Raw genomic sequence first — 16,464 nt, 5'->3', positions numbered from 1 at the left:
GGTCAGTCGCGCTGGGCGATGCAGATGACCGAAAGTCCCAGCGGCGGGCCGGTGACCCGATCGAGCATCCGGAGGAAGGGAATGGCCTTGCGGATGCGCTGGATCTGCTTGATGGAGAACGTCCGTGAGAAGTTCTCGCTGCGCTTGAGGATCCTGGACTTGAGGAAGTAGGGCGGTACGCCGGCCAGGTTCATGTACCTGCAGCTGAGCACGCGCAGGCCCGCTGCCTCGACGGAGCTGCGCAGGCTTCGTGTGCTGTAGCGGCGGAAATGTCCGGAGGCCTCGTCGACGGGGCCGTACAGCCAGGACAGCGCCGGAACCTTGATGTAGACCTTGCCGCCCGGCGGCAGCGCTTCGCGGAACTGGGACAGGACGGCCACGTCGTCGGGCAGGTGCTCGAGCACGTCGAGCGTAAAGATGCTCTTCGCGCCGAAGGCGGCGATTTCCGCCCGGCAATCCTTGAGATCGACCTCCCTGACCTCGACATCGTCGCGCGCAGCGAACCGGCGGCCCAGTACGGCGAGGTTTTCCTGGCCACCCTCCAGAAGCAGCAGCGGGGAGACGGCGTGGGACAGGATTTCGGAGAAATGCCCGATGCCTGCGCCGGCGTCGACGGCGGGGCCGTCCAGGCGGGGTCCGAACATGTCCAGCGCCCAGGCATAGTAGGCGTCGAGGTGCGCCATCCGCTCCTGCGCCTGATGGTGCTCGGGGTTGCTCTTCCACTCGAACCCGTCGGAACTCATATGTTGCTTCGCTTGTCGATCATGTCGGCCAGCACCGCGAAGATGCTCACGTTCAAGCACATTGTGAGGAGAACCAGCGACTTCTCGGTCATGTCCTGGAGGATCAAGGCGTCATAGCCAAGGCTGATGCCGCTGGCGATCAGCAGCAGCAGGATGATCGGCGTGAGGATCCGCAGCGGTGCGAAGTACATTCCGGTGCGCCCGATGATCTGGACGAACCGCAGCGTGTCCTTGATCGGCTGGATCTTCGAGCTTCCCTTGCGGGCGAAGTAGTCGATGGGCTCGTAATGCACGCGGAAGTTGTTGCGCAGGGCCGAGATCGTGATCGTAATCGTGAAGCTGAAGCCGTTGGGCAGGATGCGGACGAACTTTTGCGCCATGTCCTTGCGGAACACGCGCATCCCGGAGTTGATGTCGGGAATCTTCTGGTTGACGATCCAGTTGATCCAGCGGTGCAGGAAGAACTTGGGGATCTTGCGAAGCGTCGAGTAGGTGACGTTGGTGCCGGTGCGGGCGCCGACGACCATGTCGAAGCCCTCGGCCAGCCCGATCAGCTTCGGCAGGTCGTGGATCGGGTAGGTGCCGTCGGCGTCGATGATCGCGATCAGCTCGGAGTCCGCGTGGCGCATGCCGGTCTTGAGCGCGGCGCCGTAGCCCCGGTTGCGGTCGTGCCGCACGACCCGCAGGCGCGGGAAGCCGGCCTTGAGCGCTTCGAGCCGCTCCAGCGTCCGGTCGGTCGAACCGTCCTCGATGGCGATGATTTCGTAGTGGTCGAGGACGGACAGCGCGCCATCTAGCTTCTGGATGGTCTCGTCGATCGCATTTTCCTCGTTGTAGCAGGGCACGAGGACGCTGACGACTGGGGCGGACTTGATGGACATGGAGGATCTCGGAAGCTGGGAAAGGAAGTTGTTACGGCAGGATGCGTCGCCCGGTGGCGGGTCAGGCGATGGTGATGGTCCTTGCCGCGAGCGCCTCGGCGATGCGGCGGCTGGCCTGGCCGTCGCCATAGGGATTGTGCGCCCGGGCCATGGACTGATACGCATCGGCGTCGTCCAGCAGCTGGTTGGCATGCTGGATGATCCGCGCCGCGTCCGTTCCCACCAGGCGGACGGTGCCGGCATCCACCGCTTCCGGACGCTCGGTGGTGTTCCGCATCACCAGGACGGGCTTGCCAAGCGACGGCGCCTCTTCCTGCACACCACCCGAGTCCGTGACGATGAGGTACGAACGGGACATCAGGTACACGAAGGGCAGGTAGTTCAGCGGTTCGATCAGGTGTATGTCCGGCTGGTCGGACAGGATCCTGCGCACCGGCTCCTGCACGTTCGGGTTCAGGTGCACCGGGTAGACGACCTGAGTGTCGCCGCGGCTGGCGATCGCCTTGAGCGCCTGGCAGATCTGCTCAAAGCCGTCGCCGAAGTTCTCCCGCCGGTGTCCGGTCACCAGGACCAGCCGCTTGCCGGGGTCGAGGAAGGGGAACTCCGAACTCAGCGATGCTTCCAGTTCGGGCGAGTTGCGGATCTTTTCGACCACCGACAGCAGCGCGTCGATCACGGTATTGCCGGTGGTGTGGATGGTGTCTTCCGCCACACCTTCCCGCAGCAGGTTGCGGCGGGACTGCTCCGTGGGGGCAAAGTGCAGGGTGCCCAGGGCCCCGGTCAGCTTGCGGTTCGCTTCCTCCGGCCAGGGTGAATAGAGGTTGCCGGTGCGCAGCCCGGCCTCGACATGGCCGACCGCCGTGCGGTTGTAGAACGCCGCGAGCGAAGTCGCCATGGTGGTCGTCGTGTCCCCATGCACAAGCACAATGTCGGGCGTGTGGCGTGCGATCACCTCGTCCATGCCGGTCAGGATCCTCGAGGTCAGCCCGGCCAGCGTCTGCCCCGGCTGCATGATGTCCAGGTCTTCATCGGGGACGATTTCGAACAGTTCGAGCACCTGGTCCAGCATTTCCCGGTGCTGCGCCGTCACGGCGACGAGGGTCTGGATGCCCGGGGTCGCTTTCAGCGCTTCTACCACGGGGGCCATCTTGATCGCCTCCGGACGCGTACCGAAGACGACCATGATCTTGAGCTTGGCTTGGGGCATGGAGTTAATTCCTTTGCAATGCCGGTGGTCAAAGCGCCGCTTCCAGGTCGGGCAGCACCTGGAACAGGTCGCCCACCAGGCCGATGTCGGCGATCTCGAAGATGGCGGCGTCCGGATCCTTGTTGATCGCGACGATGGTGCCGGCATCCTTGATGCCGGTCAGGTGCTGGATCGCGCCGCTGATGCCGATCGCGACGTACAGCTCAGGGGCGATGATCTTGCCGGTCTGGCCGACCTGCATCTCGTTGGGGCAGTAGCCGGCGTCGACCGCCGCGCGCGAGGCGCCCACGGCTGCGCCGAGCTTGTCGGCGAACTTGTAGATGACGTCGAAGTTCTCGGCTGAACCCACGCCGCGGCCGCCCGACACCACGCGCTTCGCGCTCTGCAGGTCGGGGCGGTCGGAGCTGCCGGCGGCCAGGCCGACGTAGCGGGTGTGGCCGGGCAGGTCGGCGTCGACGCTGGCGGCCTCGACGGTGGCGCTGCCGCCCTTGCCGGCTTCCTTCCACGACGCGGTGCGCACGGTGGCGACCACGGTCTGGCCGGTCGGTGCCTCGACGGTGACGATCGCGTTGCCGGCATAGATCGGGCGCTTGAAGGTGTATTCGCCCTCGACCGACATCAGGTCCGACACCTGCGGTACGCCCAGCAGGGCGGCCACGCAGGGCATCAGGTCCTTGCCGAAAGTGGAGCTGGGGCCGAAGACGTGGCTGTAGCCGTCGGCCAGCTTCGCCACCTGCGGCGCCAGTACCTGGGCGATCGGGTTGGCGTTGGCGTCATTGGCCACGGTCAGCACGCGGGAGACGCCGGCGATCTGCGCGGCTTCGGCGGCCACGGCGGCGGGGTCGCCCGCGAGCACCACCACATCGATGGTCTCGGGCGACAGCGCCTGCGCGGCGGTGACGCACTTGGCGGTGGAGCCGTTGAGCTTGCCGTCCATGTGTTCGGCGACGATCAGTACCTTGGCCATCAGAGCAGCCCCTTGTCCTTGAGTGCGGCGACGAGCTCGGCCGCGTCCTTCACCATCACGCCCTTGCTGCGCTTCGCGGGCGCGGCGTGCTGCGTGGTCTTGAGTCCGTTGCCGGCTTCGACGCCGAGGTCGGCCCAGGCGATGGACTCCATCGGCTTGGACTTGGCCTTCATGATATCGGGCAGCTTGATGAAGCGCGGCTCGTTGAGGCGCAGGTCGGTGGTGACCACCGCAGGCAGGTCGACCTCGAGCGTTTCCAGCCCGGCGTCGACCTCGCGTGTGACCGTGGCCTTGCCGTCGGTGACCTCGAGCTTGCTGGCGAACGTCGCCTGCGGGCGGCCCCAGAGCGTGGCCAGCATCTGGCCGGTCTGGTTGGCGTCGTCGTCGATCGCCTGCTTGCCGAGGATCACCAGGTCGGGCGACTCCTTCTCCACCAGCTTCAGCAGGGCGCGGGCGGCGGCCAGCGGCTGCACTTCCTGCCCGGCCTCGGTGACCACATGGATGGCGCGGTTGGCGCCCATGGCCAGGCCGTTGCGCAGGTGGGCCTGGGCGTCGGCGGGTGCGATGGTGGCGACGATGACTTCGGTGGCGATGCCCTTGTCGCGCAGGCGCAGGGCCTCTTCCAGCGCGATCTCGTCAAAGGGGTTGGCCGAGAGCTTGACGCCGTCGGTGACCACGCCGGAGCCGTCCGGCTTGACCTGGATGCGGACGTTGTAGTCCACCACTCGCTTGTAGCCGACGAGGATCTTCATCGTTGCGGGGGTCCTGTGTGTGAGGCGACCGGAGACGGCCGAAAACCTGGCCATTCTAGCCGAGGCTGGATCGGGCGGTCGTGGCCATTGCCCGAAAGTCCGGTGCCGGCCCTCGAGAGGGACGGCTACACTTCGTGCATCACTTTCTGGAGGTTTGCCATGAACCAGGCCAGCGCCGCCCCGCCACGAACCGGCGAGGCAAAGGGCAAGCTCTACCCGGATGCCGCCAGCGCCCTGGCCGGCGTCGTTGCCGACGGCCAGACCCTCGCCGTGGGCGGCTTCGGCCTCTGCGGCATCCCCGAAGCCCTGATCGCGGCCCTGCGCGATTCGGGGGTGAAGGGCCTGACCGCCATCTCCAACAATGCCGGCGTCGACGGTTTCGGTCTCGGCCAACTGCTGGAAACCCGGCAGATCCGCAAGATGATTTCCTCCTACGTGGGCGAGAATAAGGAGTTCGAACGCCAGTTCCTCGGCGGCGAGCTCGAGCTCGAGTTCAACCCGCAGGGCACGCTGGCCGAGCGCCTGCGCGCCGGCGGCGCAGGCATCCCGGCCTTCTTCACCGCCACCGGCTACGGCACCGTGGTGGCCGAGGGCAAGGAAACTCGCGAATTCGACGGCAAGCACTACGTGATGGAGACCGCGCTGATCGCCGACGTGTCGCTGGTCAAGGCGTGGAAGGCGGACAAGGCTGGCAACCTGGTCTTCCGCAAGACGGCCCGCAACTTCAATCCCGCCTGCGCCATGGCGGGCAAGGTCTGCATCGTCGAGGTCGAGGAGCTGGTGGAGGTGGGCGACATCCATCCCGACCACGTGCACCTGCCCGGCATCTACGTCGACCGCATCGTGGTCAACGCAACCCCCGAGAAGCGCATCGAACAGCGCACCGTGCGCGAAGGAGGCAGGTAATGGCCTGGACCCGCGACCAGATGGCGCAGCGCGCCGCGCTCGAACTCGCCGACGGCATGTACGTCAACCTCGGCATCGGCTTGCCGACCATGGTGGCCAACCACATCCCCGATGGCGTGGACGTGTGGCTGCAGTCGGAGAACGGCCTGCTCGGCATCGGTCCATTCCCGACCGAAGAAGAACTCGACGCCGACCTGATCAACGCCGGCAAGCAGACCGTGACCGCACGCAAGGGCGCCAGCTACTTCGGCAGCCATGATTCCTTCGCGATGATCCGGGGTGGCCATATCGATCTGGCCATCCTCGGCGCCATGGAGGTCACCGACAAGGGCGACCTCGCCAACTGGATGGTGCCGGGCAAGATGGTCAAGGGCATGGGCGGTGCCATGGACCTGGTGGCCGGCGTCAAGCGCGTGGTGGTGCTGATGGAGCACTGCACGAAGAAGGGCGATCCGAAAATTCTGCCTGAGTGCACCCTGCCGCTGACCGGCGTGGGCGTGGTCAGCCGGATCATCACCGAGCTGGCGGTGATGGACGTGACCGAGGATGGCCTGAAGCTGGTCGAAATGGCCGACGATGTGGACCTCGACACCCTTCGGGCGGCGACGGGAGTCATATTCAGCTGATCCCGACGGGCGGTTTGCGGCAGGTCTGACACTGGGCCCTGGTTGCAGGTAGGCTTGAAACTCCCCCTGTCAACCTGGGTCAGCCCATGAAGCCTGCCTTACTCATCCCTGTCCTCGTCGCTTCTGCGGCGCTCCTGCTTTCCTCCTGCAGCGAACGGTCTGTAGAAGGCATCGAAACGACTGTTTCTGCCAGAGCTCCCACCGCGGACAGCGAGCAGGGCGTGACGGCGTGGATGCCGGGTGACCCCGTCGGCGTTGTCCGTCCAAGCGTGGTTTCCGCGATCGGGCCCGAAGTGCCGGTCCGGGCCGTGGCTGGCATCGCCTCGCTGGATGATCGGGGTGAGCTGTTGGCGTACAGCAGCGTGCGTGCCAAGCGCGGCGGCGACAAGTACAGCTTCCATCCGGTCGAGGTCAGCGAGGCCCATGCGTTCGCGGCGATTGGGGGCGAACTGCACCTGCGCGCCCCCGACGGCAGTCCCATCGACCTCCGTTATGAGCGCCATGCCGAACATGCAAGTGGGGACTGGAGCTGGATCGGGCGCGACGCGAACGGGGTTGATGCGGTCCTGACTTTTGGCGAGCGGGCGATGTTCGGCGTGCTTGCCGCCGCCAACGGCGAGGAACTACGCCTGACCACCAACGGAGGCCAGATCTGGATGGTCCAGCAGGATTCGCTGGTGGAGTCGCGCATCGAGAAGGGTATCCGGGAGGGGCTGATCGGCCCGGATTACCGCGTGCCCCAAGCAGTCGGTGCCGAGGCCTTCGCGCCAGGCGTGCTGGAGGAAGGCGGCGCGCTCGCCAAGGCCGCATCCGGGGCGGCGCCGATGGCGCCTGGAGACCCGAACGTCGATGTGCTGCTTGGCTATACGCCCGGCTTCGTCACCATGATGGGGGGCACGTCGCAGGCGCAGACGCGGCTGAACCACATCGTCACCGTGGGCAACCAGGCCCTGGCCAACAGCTCGGTGGCGGCGAACCTGCGCCTGGTGGGCACGCTGCAGGTGAACTACACCGATAACGGCAGCAACGAAAGTGTTCTGGAGCAGCTCACGGGCAGCAACGGATCATCGCCGGTGACCGTGCCCGCCTCGCTGCAGCCACTGCGCGAGGAGCGCGAGCGCGTCGGCGCCGACCTGGTATCCCTGGTGCGTCGGTTCCGGGACACCGAGCACCAGGGCTGTGGCATCGCCTGGCTGATCGGTGGCGGCCAGTCCCAGATCGTCCCCGGGCACGAGGCCTATGGCTATACGGTGATCAGCGATTCAAACGGCACCCTTTCGCCGGACGGCGGACACTACTGTCGCGACGAAACCCTGGTGCACGAGATCGGCCACAACCTGGGTGCCGCGCATGACCGTGATGCGGCCATGGGCGACGACGGAGTCCTGGACGCGGAAGACTACGGGCGCTATGCCTACTCGTTCGGCTACAAGACGAATGCCGCGAACGGCAACTTCTACACCGTGATGGCTTACGGCGACGCTGGCCAGACTGCATACCGCGTGTTCTCCAACCCGCAGATCACCAGCTGTGGCGGCCGCGCCTGCGGAGTCGCCAACCAGTCGGACAACGCCCGGACCCTGCGCAATACGGTTCCGCTGATCGCCGCGTTCCGTGCCGGCACCAGCCAGGCGTCGCGCCGCGACGACTTCAACGGTGACGGCATCAGCGATGTCCTGTGGCGGAACTCCAGCAACGGGCGCAATACGCTCTGGCTCGGAGCGAATTCCGCCACACAGCAGGCCGTCGCCAGCGTGTTCGACAACGCCTGGAGGATCGTCGGAACCGGCGATTTCAACAGCGATGGCCGCGCGGATATCGTCTGGCGCCACCGCGGTAACGGGCGGAACCTGATCTGGTACGGCGGCAACTCTTCGAACCTGCTGGAACTGGTCGCCGTTCCCGGCGATGTCTGGCAGATCGCCGGCGTTGGCGACTTCGATGGCGATGGCGTTGATGACCTGCTCTGGCGCCACGGAAGCACCGGAGGCAACAGAATCTGGCGTTCCGGCAATTCGGCAACGCGCAAGCCGATCATCGACGTGAGCACGGCGGCATGGCAGGTCGGCGGTGTCGGCGACTTCGATGGGGACGGCCAGTCCGACATCCTGTGGCGGCACGCGGGTACCGGTGAGAACGTCATCTGGCGGAGCGGAGACTATTCGTCCCAGATCCGGGTTGCCAGGGTGGCGGACGTCGGCTGGCAAGTGGGAACCGTGGGCGACTTCAACGGCGACGGCATTTCCGACGTGTTCTGGCGGCACGCGACGTCCGGCCAGAACGTGGTCTGGCTGGGTGGCGATGTGTCGACGCAACAGGCCGTGAGCCGGGTGCCCGACCTGCAGTGGGTGTTGGCGGACAGCGGTGATTTCGATGGCGATGGCAAGGCCGATGTGGTCTGGCGCCACACCGGGACGGGCGCAAACGTGTACTGGCGTTCGGCGAACGCTTCGACCGGGGTTGCGATGGCTGCGGTTGCTGACCGGAACTGGCAGGTCGTTCCCTGATCGCGCAGGGGGGCCTGGCGGTCAGGCCCCGTCAGGCTTCTCCCGCCAGGATCTCCACCTGGGGTCGCCCGGCTGTCAGCCGGGCGGACCAGGACGCGGCCATGAACGGCAACAGCAGGAACAGCGAAAGAAAATACCTGGCCTGTATCTCGAAGATGGCGTGCACGGCCCAGTACGAAGCAATCCACAGCAGCGGCAGCAGCGCGGCCGTCCACTCCCTGCGCATCATGCGGCGCACCGCCGTGACGAGGGCGAAGCCGTAGATCAGGACCAGGAGTGCCAGGTACCCGCGATGCTCGGCGCGGTACAGGCGGGTGACCCGGGCCTCCTGCTCGGGGGAACTGGATTTCTCCATCCTTTCGACCACGTTGGGCGAGCCCAGCGACCAGGACAGCGCATACGCGGTCGGCATCAGGATGCCTGGTGTCTTGCATCGCACGACCGCCAGCCAGTGGCCCATCGGGCGCTCCTGCAAACGCGTGAAGGCCGTTTGAAGAAGCGGCTGGTCAGCGTCGTCGCGGGCTTCCTTTGTCGCCTGCTCGCTCCAATGGCCGCACGCCGGGGGCGAGTCCCCGGATGAAAGAAGGCCCGCGTAGAGGGTGACTCCCGAGTTGGTGCGCACTGCCTGCGCCCGGCCGGATGCCGAGCGCAGGGCGGAATCCGCCGCGAAACCAATGAGCGCAGCGATCAGCAGGACCGCTGCGGTCATCGGGCTGCGACTGCGAGATAGCCCGGTCCACCCACCCACCACCGCGGCTGCGATGACGAGCAGTGCCGCGAACACCGGCAGAACGAGGAAGAACTGGGGGCGGCTGGACACCGCACACGCCACCAGCAGCAACGCAGCCGCCATGTTCCGGATCCTGGCCCGGCCCGTGGCTTCGCTTGCGAGGTACCACAGGCCGACGCATAGCAATGCTGTTGCCGCCAGGTCGAACTGGACCACCGAAAAGTAGGGCGCGATGACGAGCAGGTAGGCCAGGACCAGCAGCATGGGCATGCTCATGTGTCCGGCTTCCGCCCTCCACGCCACGGCCAGCAGCACTGCAGCCGCAGCCAGATTCATGATCAGCGCGGTTGCATAGGGCTCGAGCTGGAGCAACTGGAAGGCCCGGAGCACGAAGACCATGACACCGCCGCGCTCGTAGGGAAAGCTGCCCTGTGCGACGTCCCAGTAATACGCCCAGTCACTGAAGGGAAGGGGGCGGACAATGAAGGCCGATGTGGTGGCGAGTGCGAGCAGCAGTATCGCCCCGGAGAGCAGCATGAGGCGTCCGGCGAAAGGTCGGACCGGATTGTCGGGGGCGGGCCTCACAGGTTCTGGTAGTTCGGCCCCGAGCCGCCTTCAGGCGTCACCCAGGTGATGATCTCGTAGGGATCCTTGATGTCGCAGGTCTTGCAGTGCACGCAGTTCGCGGCATTGATCTGCAGCCGCTTGCCGGTGCCCGCCGGACCTTCGGGATCGTCGACGATCTCATAGACGCCGGCCGGGCAGAAGCGGGTGCAGGGGTTGCCGTATTCCTCGGTGCAGCGGGTCACGCAGACTTCGGTGTCGTGCACCAGCAGGTGCACCGGCTGGTCCTCGTCGTGCTCGGTGGCGGCGAAGTAGACGCCGGCCAGACGGTCGCGCGGGGCCAGCTCGCGCTGCCCCCAGTCGCGCTCGGGCTGCATGCGCGTGCCCAGCTTGTCGAGCGACGACCAGTCCGGCGTGACCTTGAGCGTCCACGGCGAATGCCCGCCGACCGCGGTCTCCCAGGCGGCATTGGCGAGGCCGAACCACAGCCCCTTCTTGAAGCCGGGCTTGATGTTGCGCACCGCGCGCAGTTCGCGCATGGCGTCGGAATCGCGCAGCTTGGCATCGAAGCCCTCGATCGCCAGGGCGCCCGCGGCTAGGTGTTCGGCGGCGAGCATGCCCGAGCGGATCGCCTGGTGGGTGCCCTTGATCTTGGGCACGTTGAGCAGGCCCGCGGTGTCGCCGATCAGCAGTGCGCCGGGCATCTCCACCTTCGGCAGCGACTGCCAGCCGCCGGTGACGATGGCGCGCGCGCCGGCCGAAAGGATGTTTCCGCCTTCGAGCAGCGGCTTCACCGTCGGGTGGTTCTTCCACTGCTGGAACGCCTCCCAGGGTTTGAAGTCGGGGTCGCTGTAATCCAGGCCGCTGACGTAGCCCAGCGCGACCTGGTCGTTCTCCAGGTGGTAGAGGAAGCTGCCGCCATAGGTGTTGTTGTCGGCCGGCCAGCCCAGCGAGTGCACGATCTTGCCGGGCGTCGCGCGGCCGGCGGGCAGCTGCCAAAGCTCCTTGATGCCGATCGAATAGGCTTGCGGGTCGCTGTCGGCATCCAGCTTGAAGCGCTTCACCAGGCGCTTGGTCAGGTGCCCGCGCGCGCCTTCGGCAAGCACCGTCACCTTGGCGTGGATGTCGATGCCGGCGGTATAGCCCGGCTTCTCGGAGCCGTCGCGGGCGATGCCCATGTCGCCGATGCGCACGCCGGTGACGCGGCCATCGGCGTCGTGCAGGGTCTGCGCGGCGGCGAAGCCGGGATAGATCTCCACGCCCAGGGCTTCGGCCTGCGGCGCGAGCCATGCGCACATCGCGCCCAGGCTGACGATGAAGTTGCCGTGGTTGCGCATGCCCGGCGGCACGATCGGGAACTTGCGGCCGCCGTCCTTCGTCAGGTACCAGAGCTCGTCCTCGCCGGCCGGCACGCACACCGGCGGCGGGTTGTCGCGCCAGCCCGGGAGCAGGGCGTCGAGCGGGCCGGGCTCGATCACCGCGCCGGACAGGATATGGGCGCCGATGGTGCTCGATTTCTCGATCACGCAGACCGAGATCTCCGGGTCCAGCTGTTTGAGGCGGATCGCGAAGGCCAGGCCGGCGGGGCCGGCGCCGACGGTGACGACGTCGTACTCCATGACGTCACGCTCGGGCTCGGGTACCTCGATGGTGGCGCTGGGATCGGCTTGCTGGTTCATGCGGGCGGCCCGTGTGGCGATGCAGCGATTGTCGCGGCTCGGCACGCGCGCGGCAAACCGCGCTCGTGCCACTCCCCACATGCAAAGCTGTGACCGCGCGTCAGTCGCTCGCGCTGCGCGCGTGCGCGTCGCCGGTGGCAAGGGTCCATCCGGCCACGTCGCGGCCCAGCGACTCGAGCGCGCGCTCGTAGGCGGCGGCGACGCTGCCGACGTCGGTGGCAGCCGCCGGCTCGGCGAAGATGAAGGTGCGCGCGGCGACGATGCCCTGCTCGCGCGCGTGCAGCAGCTTGGCGTGCAGCTCGATGGTCGCGGAGGGAACGGCGCGTCCGGCGTAGTCGGCCTCGAAGCGGCGCAGTTCCAGCAGCAGGCGGTAGTCGGGGGCGATGCCGCTGCCGCGGCGGGCGACGCCGGGGACGTGGCCGGAGTCTTCCAGCGTGCGCAAAACCACGTCCTCGACCATGTCCGAGGGCGCGCGGGCCCAGCTTGCGCCGCCGTAGACCTGGAGTTCGCCCGGCACCGGGCGCACGGTGATGCGGAAGGTGTCGACGGTGCGTGCGGCGGTCGTCGGGTTGATCGACAGCTGCCAGTCCACGCGCGGCCACGCGGGATCGGCCTGCACCTGCGGGTCGGGGGCGTAGATCATGCCGCGCTCGCGCTCGCCCGCGCCGCCGAGCAGGGAGCAGGCGCCCAGGGCCAGCACGCCGGCGGCGAGCACCGCGCGCCCGAAGAGGGTGATCGGCTTCATTCGGGTTCGAACTCCTTGGGTGCGTCGCGGCCAAGCAGGTAGCGCGCGGGATTGGAATCGAAGCGGTCGCTGATCCGGCGCAGGTCGCGCACCAGCGAGCGCAGTTCGGCAAGCGTCGGACCCAGCTGCGCCAGTCCATCGTTGGCGAAGCTGTTGATGGCGTTGCGGTTCTCGCCGAGGATCGCATCGGCGCTGCCGGCGGCGGAATCGATGCGCGCCAGCGTGGACTCCAGGCGCTCCACCATGCCGGGCAGCTTCTGCACCAGCTCGCGGTCGATGCCGCTCATGGCGCGGTTGGAGGTCTCGACCGTCTCGATCAGCTTCTCGCTGGCCACGCGCGCGTTGGTGATGAACAAGGCCAGGTCTTCGCGCTGGCCGGCCACCGCGCCGGTCATGCCCTCGAGGTGTTCGAGCGTGGCCGAGATGCGCGCCACGTTCTCGTCGCTCAGCACCTCGTCCAGGCGCGCGACCAGGCGGTTGGCGGTGTCGGCGATGTTCTGCAGCGCGGAGGCTTCGGTGAGGATCACCGGGATCGCGTCGCCGTCGCGCGTGGCCAGCCGCGGCGCGTCCGGACTGCCGCCGGTGAGCTGGATGAAGGGGGCGCCGGTGAGTCCGGCCATCGACAGCTTGGCGCGGGTGTCGACCTTCACCGGGACATCGGCGTGCACGCGGATCCGGGCCACCACGCGCCGCGGGTCCTGCGGGGCAAGGGCCAGCGAATCGATGGTGCCGACCGCGATGCCGTTGTACTGCACCGTGCCGCCTTCGGTCAGGCCGGTCACCGGCTCGTTGAAGACCACGTGGTAGGCCTGCCAGTTGCGGTCGCTGGAGTACTTCGCCGCCCACAGGCCGAACAGCAGCATGGCCACCGCCACGAGCAGGGTGAACACGCCGATGAGGACGTAATTGGCCTTGGTTTCCATCGATCAGGGCTCCACGGCGGCGCGTTCGCCCGCCTCTCGTGCCGCGCGGCCACGCGGGCCATTGAAATAGTCCTGCACCCAGGGATGGTCGAGGCGCTCGATCTCGTCGATCGGTCCGGCCGCCACCACCCTGCGGTCGGCGATCACCGCGATGCGGTCGCAGATAGCGTACAGGGTGTCCAGGTCGTGGGTGATGATGAATACCGTCAGCCCCAGCGCCTGGCGCAGGGTGAGGATGAGGCTGTCGAAAGCGGCCGCGCCGATCGGGTCGAGGCCCGCGGTGGGTTCGTCGAGGAACAGCAGCGGCGGGTCGAGCGCGAGCGCGCGCGCCAGCCCGGCGCGCTTGCGCATGCCGCCCGACAGCTGCGAGGGCAGCTTGTCGATCGCGTCGGCGGGCAGGCCCGCCAGCTTCACCTTGAGCAGGGCCAGCTCGCGACGCAGGCCGTCGGGCAGGCCGGAATGGTGCTCCTTCAGCGGGACCTCGACGTTCTCGCCCACGGTGAGCGACGAGAACAGCGCGCCGTCCTGGAACAGCACGCCGGTATTGCGTTCGATCTGCTGCCGGTCCGCGCGCGCCGTGGAGCGCGCGTCCACGCCCAGGACCTCGATGCGGCCTTCATCGGGCGTGCGCAGGCCGATGATCGAGCGCATCAGCACCGACTTGCCGCTGCCCGAGCCGCCGACCACGCCGAGGATCTCGCCCTCGCGCACATCGAGGTCGAGCCCGTCGTGCACCACCTGGCTGCCGAAGCGGTTGACCAGCCCGCGCACGGCAACGATGGGCGGGTCCGTGCTCACCAGCCCACCTGCATGAACCAGATCGCCGCCATCGCGTCGAGGATGATCACCAGCGAGATCGTCTGCACCACGCTGGAGGTGGTGCGCTCGCCCAGCGACTGCGCCGTGCCCTGCACCTGCAGGCCCTCGAGGCAGCCGATCAGGCCGATCACCAGCGCGAACACCGGCGCCTTGGACATGCCGACGAAAAAGTGCCGCAGTTCGACGGTGTCGTGCAGGCGGGCGAGGAAGGCCTGCGGCGGGATCCCGAGCTCGAACGCGGCCACGGCCATGCCGCCCAGCAGGCCCGCGATCATGGCGATGAAGGTCAGCAGCGGCAGCATCACCAGCAGCGCCAGCAGCCGCGGGATCACCAGCAGTTCGATCGGGTCGAGGCCCAGGGTGCGGATCGCATCGACCTCCTCGCGCGTGACCATGATGCCGATCTGGGCCGTGAACGCGCTGGCGGTGCGGCCGGCGAGCAGGATCGCCGTGAGCAGCACGCCGAACTCGCGCAGGAAGGCGAAGCTGACCAGTTCCACCACGAACAGCGTCGCGCCGAACTCGGCGAGGATGGTCGAGCCCAGGTAGGCGATCACCGCGCCGACCATGAACGAGAGCAGGGCCACCAGCGGCATCGCGTCCAGGCCCACCTGCTCCATGTGGTGCACGGTGGAGGTGAGCCGCAGCCGGCGGGGCTGGCGCGCGATGCGGCCGATCTTGACCAGGCTCTCGCCGAGGAAGCTCACCAGGGCCACGACTTCACGGCCGTTGTCGTGCATGACCCGGCCGAGCCGGGCGAGCGCGGCGGCGACGCCGTATTCGCGCCGCTTCTTCGGGCGGTCGTCGGCCACGTCCTCGATCGCGGACACCAGTGCGAGGTGATCTTCGCGGAAGCCCAGTGCGTCGTCGTCCAGGCCGCGGCGGTGGGCGAAGCGCAGCAGCTGCAGCACGCCCATGGTGTCGAGGCGGCCGATGTCGCGCGCATCGACCTGCACGGCGCCATCCGGCGCGCCGGCCAGTGCCGCCGAGACCGCGGCGGCATGGTCCAGCGTCCAGCTGCCCGCCAGGCGCAGCGTGGCGCCGTCGAGGGAGAGCGTGGGTGGACTGGCGGGGTCTGCGGGCATCGGAGGGGGAAGCGGTCGCTTTGGCGGGGCTGCACGCGAGGATACCGAACACCGGCCGTGCTGCGCGTGCGATGCTTTGTGCATGTCGCGCCCCTTTCCCCAGGAAGCCTACGCCGCCCGCATCGCCTTCATGGTCGAGCTGGCCGAGCATCTGCATGCCTACGGCACCACCGCCCCGCGCCTGGAGGCGTCGCTGGAGATGGTCGCGCAGAAGCTTGGCCTGGAGTGCGAGCCCTGGACCAACCCCACCGGCATGGTGCTGTCCTTCAGCGATCCGATGCGTCCGCCGGGCGACAGCGACGCCACCCGCGTGATCCGGATGCCGCCGGGCGACAACGACCTTGGCCGCCTGTGCGATGTCGACCTCATCGTCGAAGGCGTGGTCGCCGGCCGCATGGGCCTGGCCGAGGGCCACGCCGCGCTGCGCGCGCTCGACCGGCCCCTGACCCGGAGCCAGAACCTGATGCAGGTGCTGGGCTTCGGCATGGTGGCCGCGGGCATCGGCGGGCTGCTGCGCCTGCCGTGGCTGGACATCGCCACCGCGAGCACGATCGGCCTGGTCATCGGCCTGCTGCAGGTCGCGTCGCGCACGCGGCCGCGGCTGCGCGAGGCCGGCGATGCGGTCAGCGCCATGGTCGCCGCATCGATCGCCGTCCTGGTCGCGGCCTACGTGGCGCCGCTCAACCTCAACACCGTGATCATCTCGGCGCTGATCGTGCTGATGCCGGGCCTGGCGCTGACCAATGCGGTCAACGAACTGACCAGCCAGCACCTGATGTCGGGCACGGCGCGTTTCGCCGGGGCGGTGGCGACGATGATCATGCTCACCGTGGGCACGATGGTCGCGATGGCGGCGGCCGGGATGGTGGGCATCGAACCCCAGGTCCGCGCCTGGCGGCCGCAGCCCGACTGGGTGGAGTGGTGTGCGCTGGCACTGGCGGCGTTCGCGTTCGCGGTGCTGTTCCGCGCCAAGGCCCGAGACTACCCGCTGGTGGCGGCGGCCGCGGCCACCGGCTACCTGGTCTCGCGCCTGGCCGGGCAGGCCTGGGGCGCGGAGCTCGGGATCTTCCTGTCGGCCCTGGTGATCACCGCCGCCGGCAACGGCTACGCGCGCTGGGCCTGGCGCCCGGGCGCGGTGGTACGCGTTCCGGGCATCATCCTGATGGTGCCCGGCAGCTCGAGCGTGCGCACGCTGATCACCTCGGTCCAGCAGCAGGACCTGAGCGCCGGGCAGGTGGCCGCGATGGCGGTGGTCAACATCCTGCTGGCGCTCGTCGCGGGGCTGATCTTCGGCAACCTGCTGCTGCCGGCGCGGCGCAGCCTGTAGGGG

At 68.0% G+C, this 16,464-nt stretch carries 15 protein-coding genes; 4 read left to right on the top strand and 11 right to left on the bottom strand.

Translation table 11 applies throughout. From position 1 onward, the window contains the following. Positions 1–2 precede the first annotated feature (2 nt). The 5 genes from E2169_RS11195 to E2169_RS11175 form a co-directional block, all read right to left on the bottom strand. Complete coding sequence (locus E2169_RS11195; protein ID WP_132986695.1) at positions 3–743, bottom strand: class I SAM-dependent methyltransferase; 741 nt, start codon at positions 741–743, stop codon at positions 3–5. Next, complete coding sequence (locus E2169_RS11190; protein ID WP_132986694.1) at positions 740–1,624, bottom strand: glycosyltransferase family 2 protein; 885 nt, start codon at positions 1,622–1,624, stop codon at positions 740–742. Before E2169_RS11190 ends, E2169_RS11195 begins: the two co-directional genes overlap by 4 nt. A 61-nt stretch (positions 1,625–1,685) precedes the next feature. Then, positions 1,686–2,831 (bottom strand): non-hydrolyzing UDP-N-acetylglucosamine 2-epimerase, encoded by a 1,146-nt coding sequence (gene wecB, locus E2169_RS11185; RefSeq protein WP_132986693.1) that lies wholly within the window; start codon positions 2,829–2,831, stop codon positions 1,686–1,688. Positions 2,832–2,859: 28 nt separating this feature from the next. Then, on the bottom strand, positions 2,860–3,798 hold the full coding sequence (locus E2169_RS11180; protein WP_132986692.1) for an electron transfer flavoprotein subunit alpha/FixB family protein: 939 nt from the start codon (positions 3,796–3,798) through the stop codon (positions 2,860–2,862). Further along, a complete protein-coding gene (locus E2169_RS11175; protein WP_132986691.1) occupies positions 3,798–4,550 on the bottom strand; it encodes an electron transfer flavoprotein subunit beta/FixA family protein in 753 nt (250 codons plus the stop codon). The genes E2169_RS11180 and E2169_RS11175 overlap by 1 nt, the downstream gene beginning before the upstream one ends. 159 nt (positions 4,551–4,709) lie before the next feature. On the opposite strand from E2169_RS11175, the gene E2169_RS11170 reads away from it, so the two are divergent. From E2169_RS11170 to E2169_RS11160, 3 genes are all read left to right on the top strand, one after another. Beyond that, entirely contained in the window at positions 4,710–5,456 is a 747-nt protein-coding gene (locus E2169_RS11170) for a CoA transferase subunit A (protein ID WP_132986690.1), read from the top strand. Beyond that, positions 5,456–6,082, top strand: coding sequence for a CoA transferase subunit B (locus E2169_RS11165; protein WP_132986689.1), 627 nt, complete (start codon positions 5,456–5,458; stop codon positions 6,080–6,082). Before E2169_RS11170 ends, E2169_RS11165 begins: the two co-directional genes overlap by 1 nt. 86 nt (positions 6,083–6,168) lie before the next feature. Beyond that, positions 6,169–8,589 (top strand): FG-GAP-like repeat-containing protein, encoded by a 2,421-nt coding sequence (locus tag E2169_RS11160; RefSeq protein WP_132986688.1) that lies wholly within the window; start codon positions 6,169–6,171, stop codon positions 8,587–8,589. Positions 8,590–8,620: 31 nt separating this feature from the next. Here E2169_RS11160 and E2169_RS11155 read toward each other — a convergent pair whose 3' ends face one another. The 6 genes from E2169_RS11155 to E2169_RS11130 form a co-directional block, all read right to left on the bottom strand. Beyond that, positions 8,621–9,856: a hypothetical protein gene (locus tag E2169_RS11155; RefSeq protein ID WP_132986687.1), complete on the bottom strand. Its 1,236-nt coding sequence runs from the start codon at positions 9,854–9,856 to the stop codon at positions 8,621–8,623. A gap of 44 nt (positions 9,857–9,900) precedes the next feature. Next, positions 9,901–11,562 (bottom strand): electron transfer flavoprotein-ubiquinone oxidoreductase, encoded by a 1,662-nt coding sequence (locus tag E2169_RS11150; protein ID WP_132986686.1) that lies wholly within the window; start codon positions 11,560–11,562, stop codon positions 9,901–9,903. A gap of 100 nt (positions 11,563–11,662) precedes the next feature. Further along, complete coding sequence (locus tag E2169_RS11145) at positions 11,663–12,307, bottom strand: ABC-type transport auxiliary lipoprotein family protein (protein WP_132986685.1); 645 nt, start codon at positions 12,305–12,307, stop codon at positions 11,663–11,665. Then, positions 12,304–13,230, bottom strand: a complete 927-nt coding sequence (locus tag E2169_RS11140; RefSeq protein WP_132986684.1) for an MlaD family protein — start codon at positions 13,228–13,230, stop codon at positions 12,304–12,306. Before E2169_RS11140 ends, E2169_RS11145 begins: the two co-directional genes overlap by 4 nt. Before the next feature lie 3 nt (positions 13,231–13,233). Next, a complete protein-coding gene (locus tag E2169_RS11135; RefSeq protein WP_132986683.1) occupies positions 13,234–14,049 on the bottom strand; it encodes an ABC transporter ATP-binding protein in 816 nt (271 codons plus the stop codon). Then, positions 14,025–15,134 (bottom strand): MlaE family ABC transporter permease, encoded by a 1,110-nt coding sequence (locus E2169_RS11130; RefSeq protein WP_132986682.1) that lies wholly within the window; start codon positions 15,132–15,134, stop codon positions 14,025–14,027. Before E2169_RS11130 ends, E2169_RS11135 begins: the two co-directional genes overlap by 25 nt. A gap of 82 nt (positions 15,135–15,216) precedes the next feature. Here E2169_RS11130 and E2169_RS11125 point away from each other — a divergent pair, with 82 nt between their 5' ends. Beyond that, a complete protein-coding gene (locus E2169_RS11125; RefSeq protein ID WP_132986681.1) occupies positions 15,217–16,461 on the top strand; it encodes a threonine/serine exporter family protein in 1,245 nt (414 codons plus the stop codon). Positions 16,462–16,464 lie beyond the last annotated feature (3 nt).

Origin of the sequence: Luteimonas terricola, from assembly GCF_004352845.1 — a bacterium.
In the GTDB taxonomy this organism is placed as follows: domain Bacteria; phylum Pseudomonadota; class Gammaproteobacteria; order Xanthomonadales; family Xanthomonadaceae; genus Luteimonas; species Luteimonas terricola.
This window is presented reverse-complemented; position numbering and strand designations above follow the sequence as displayed.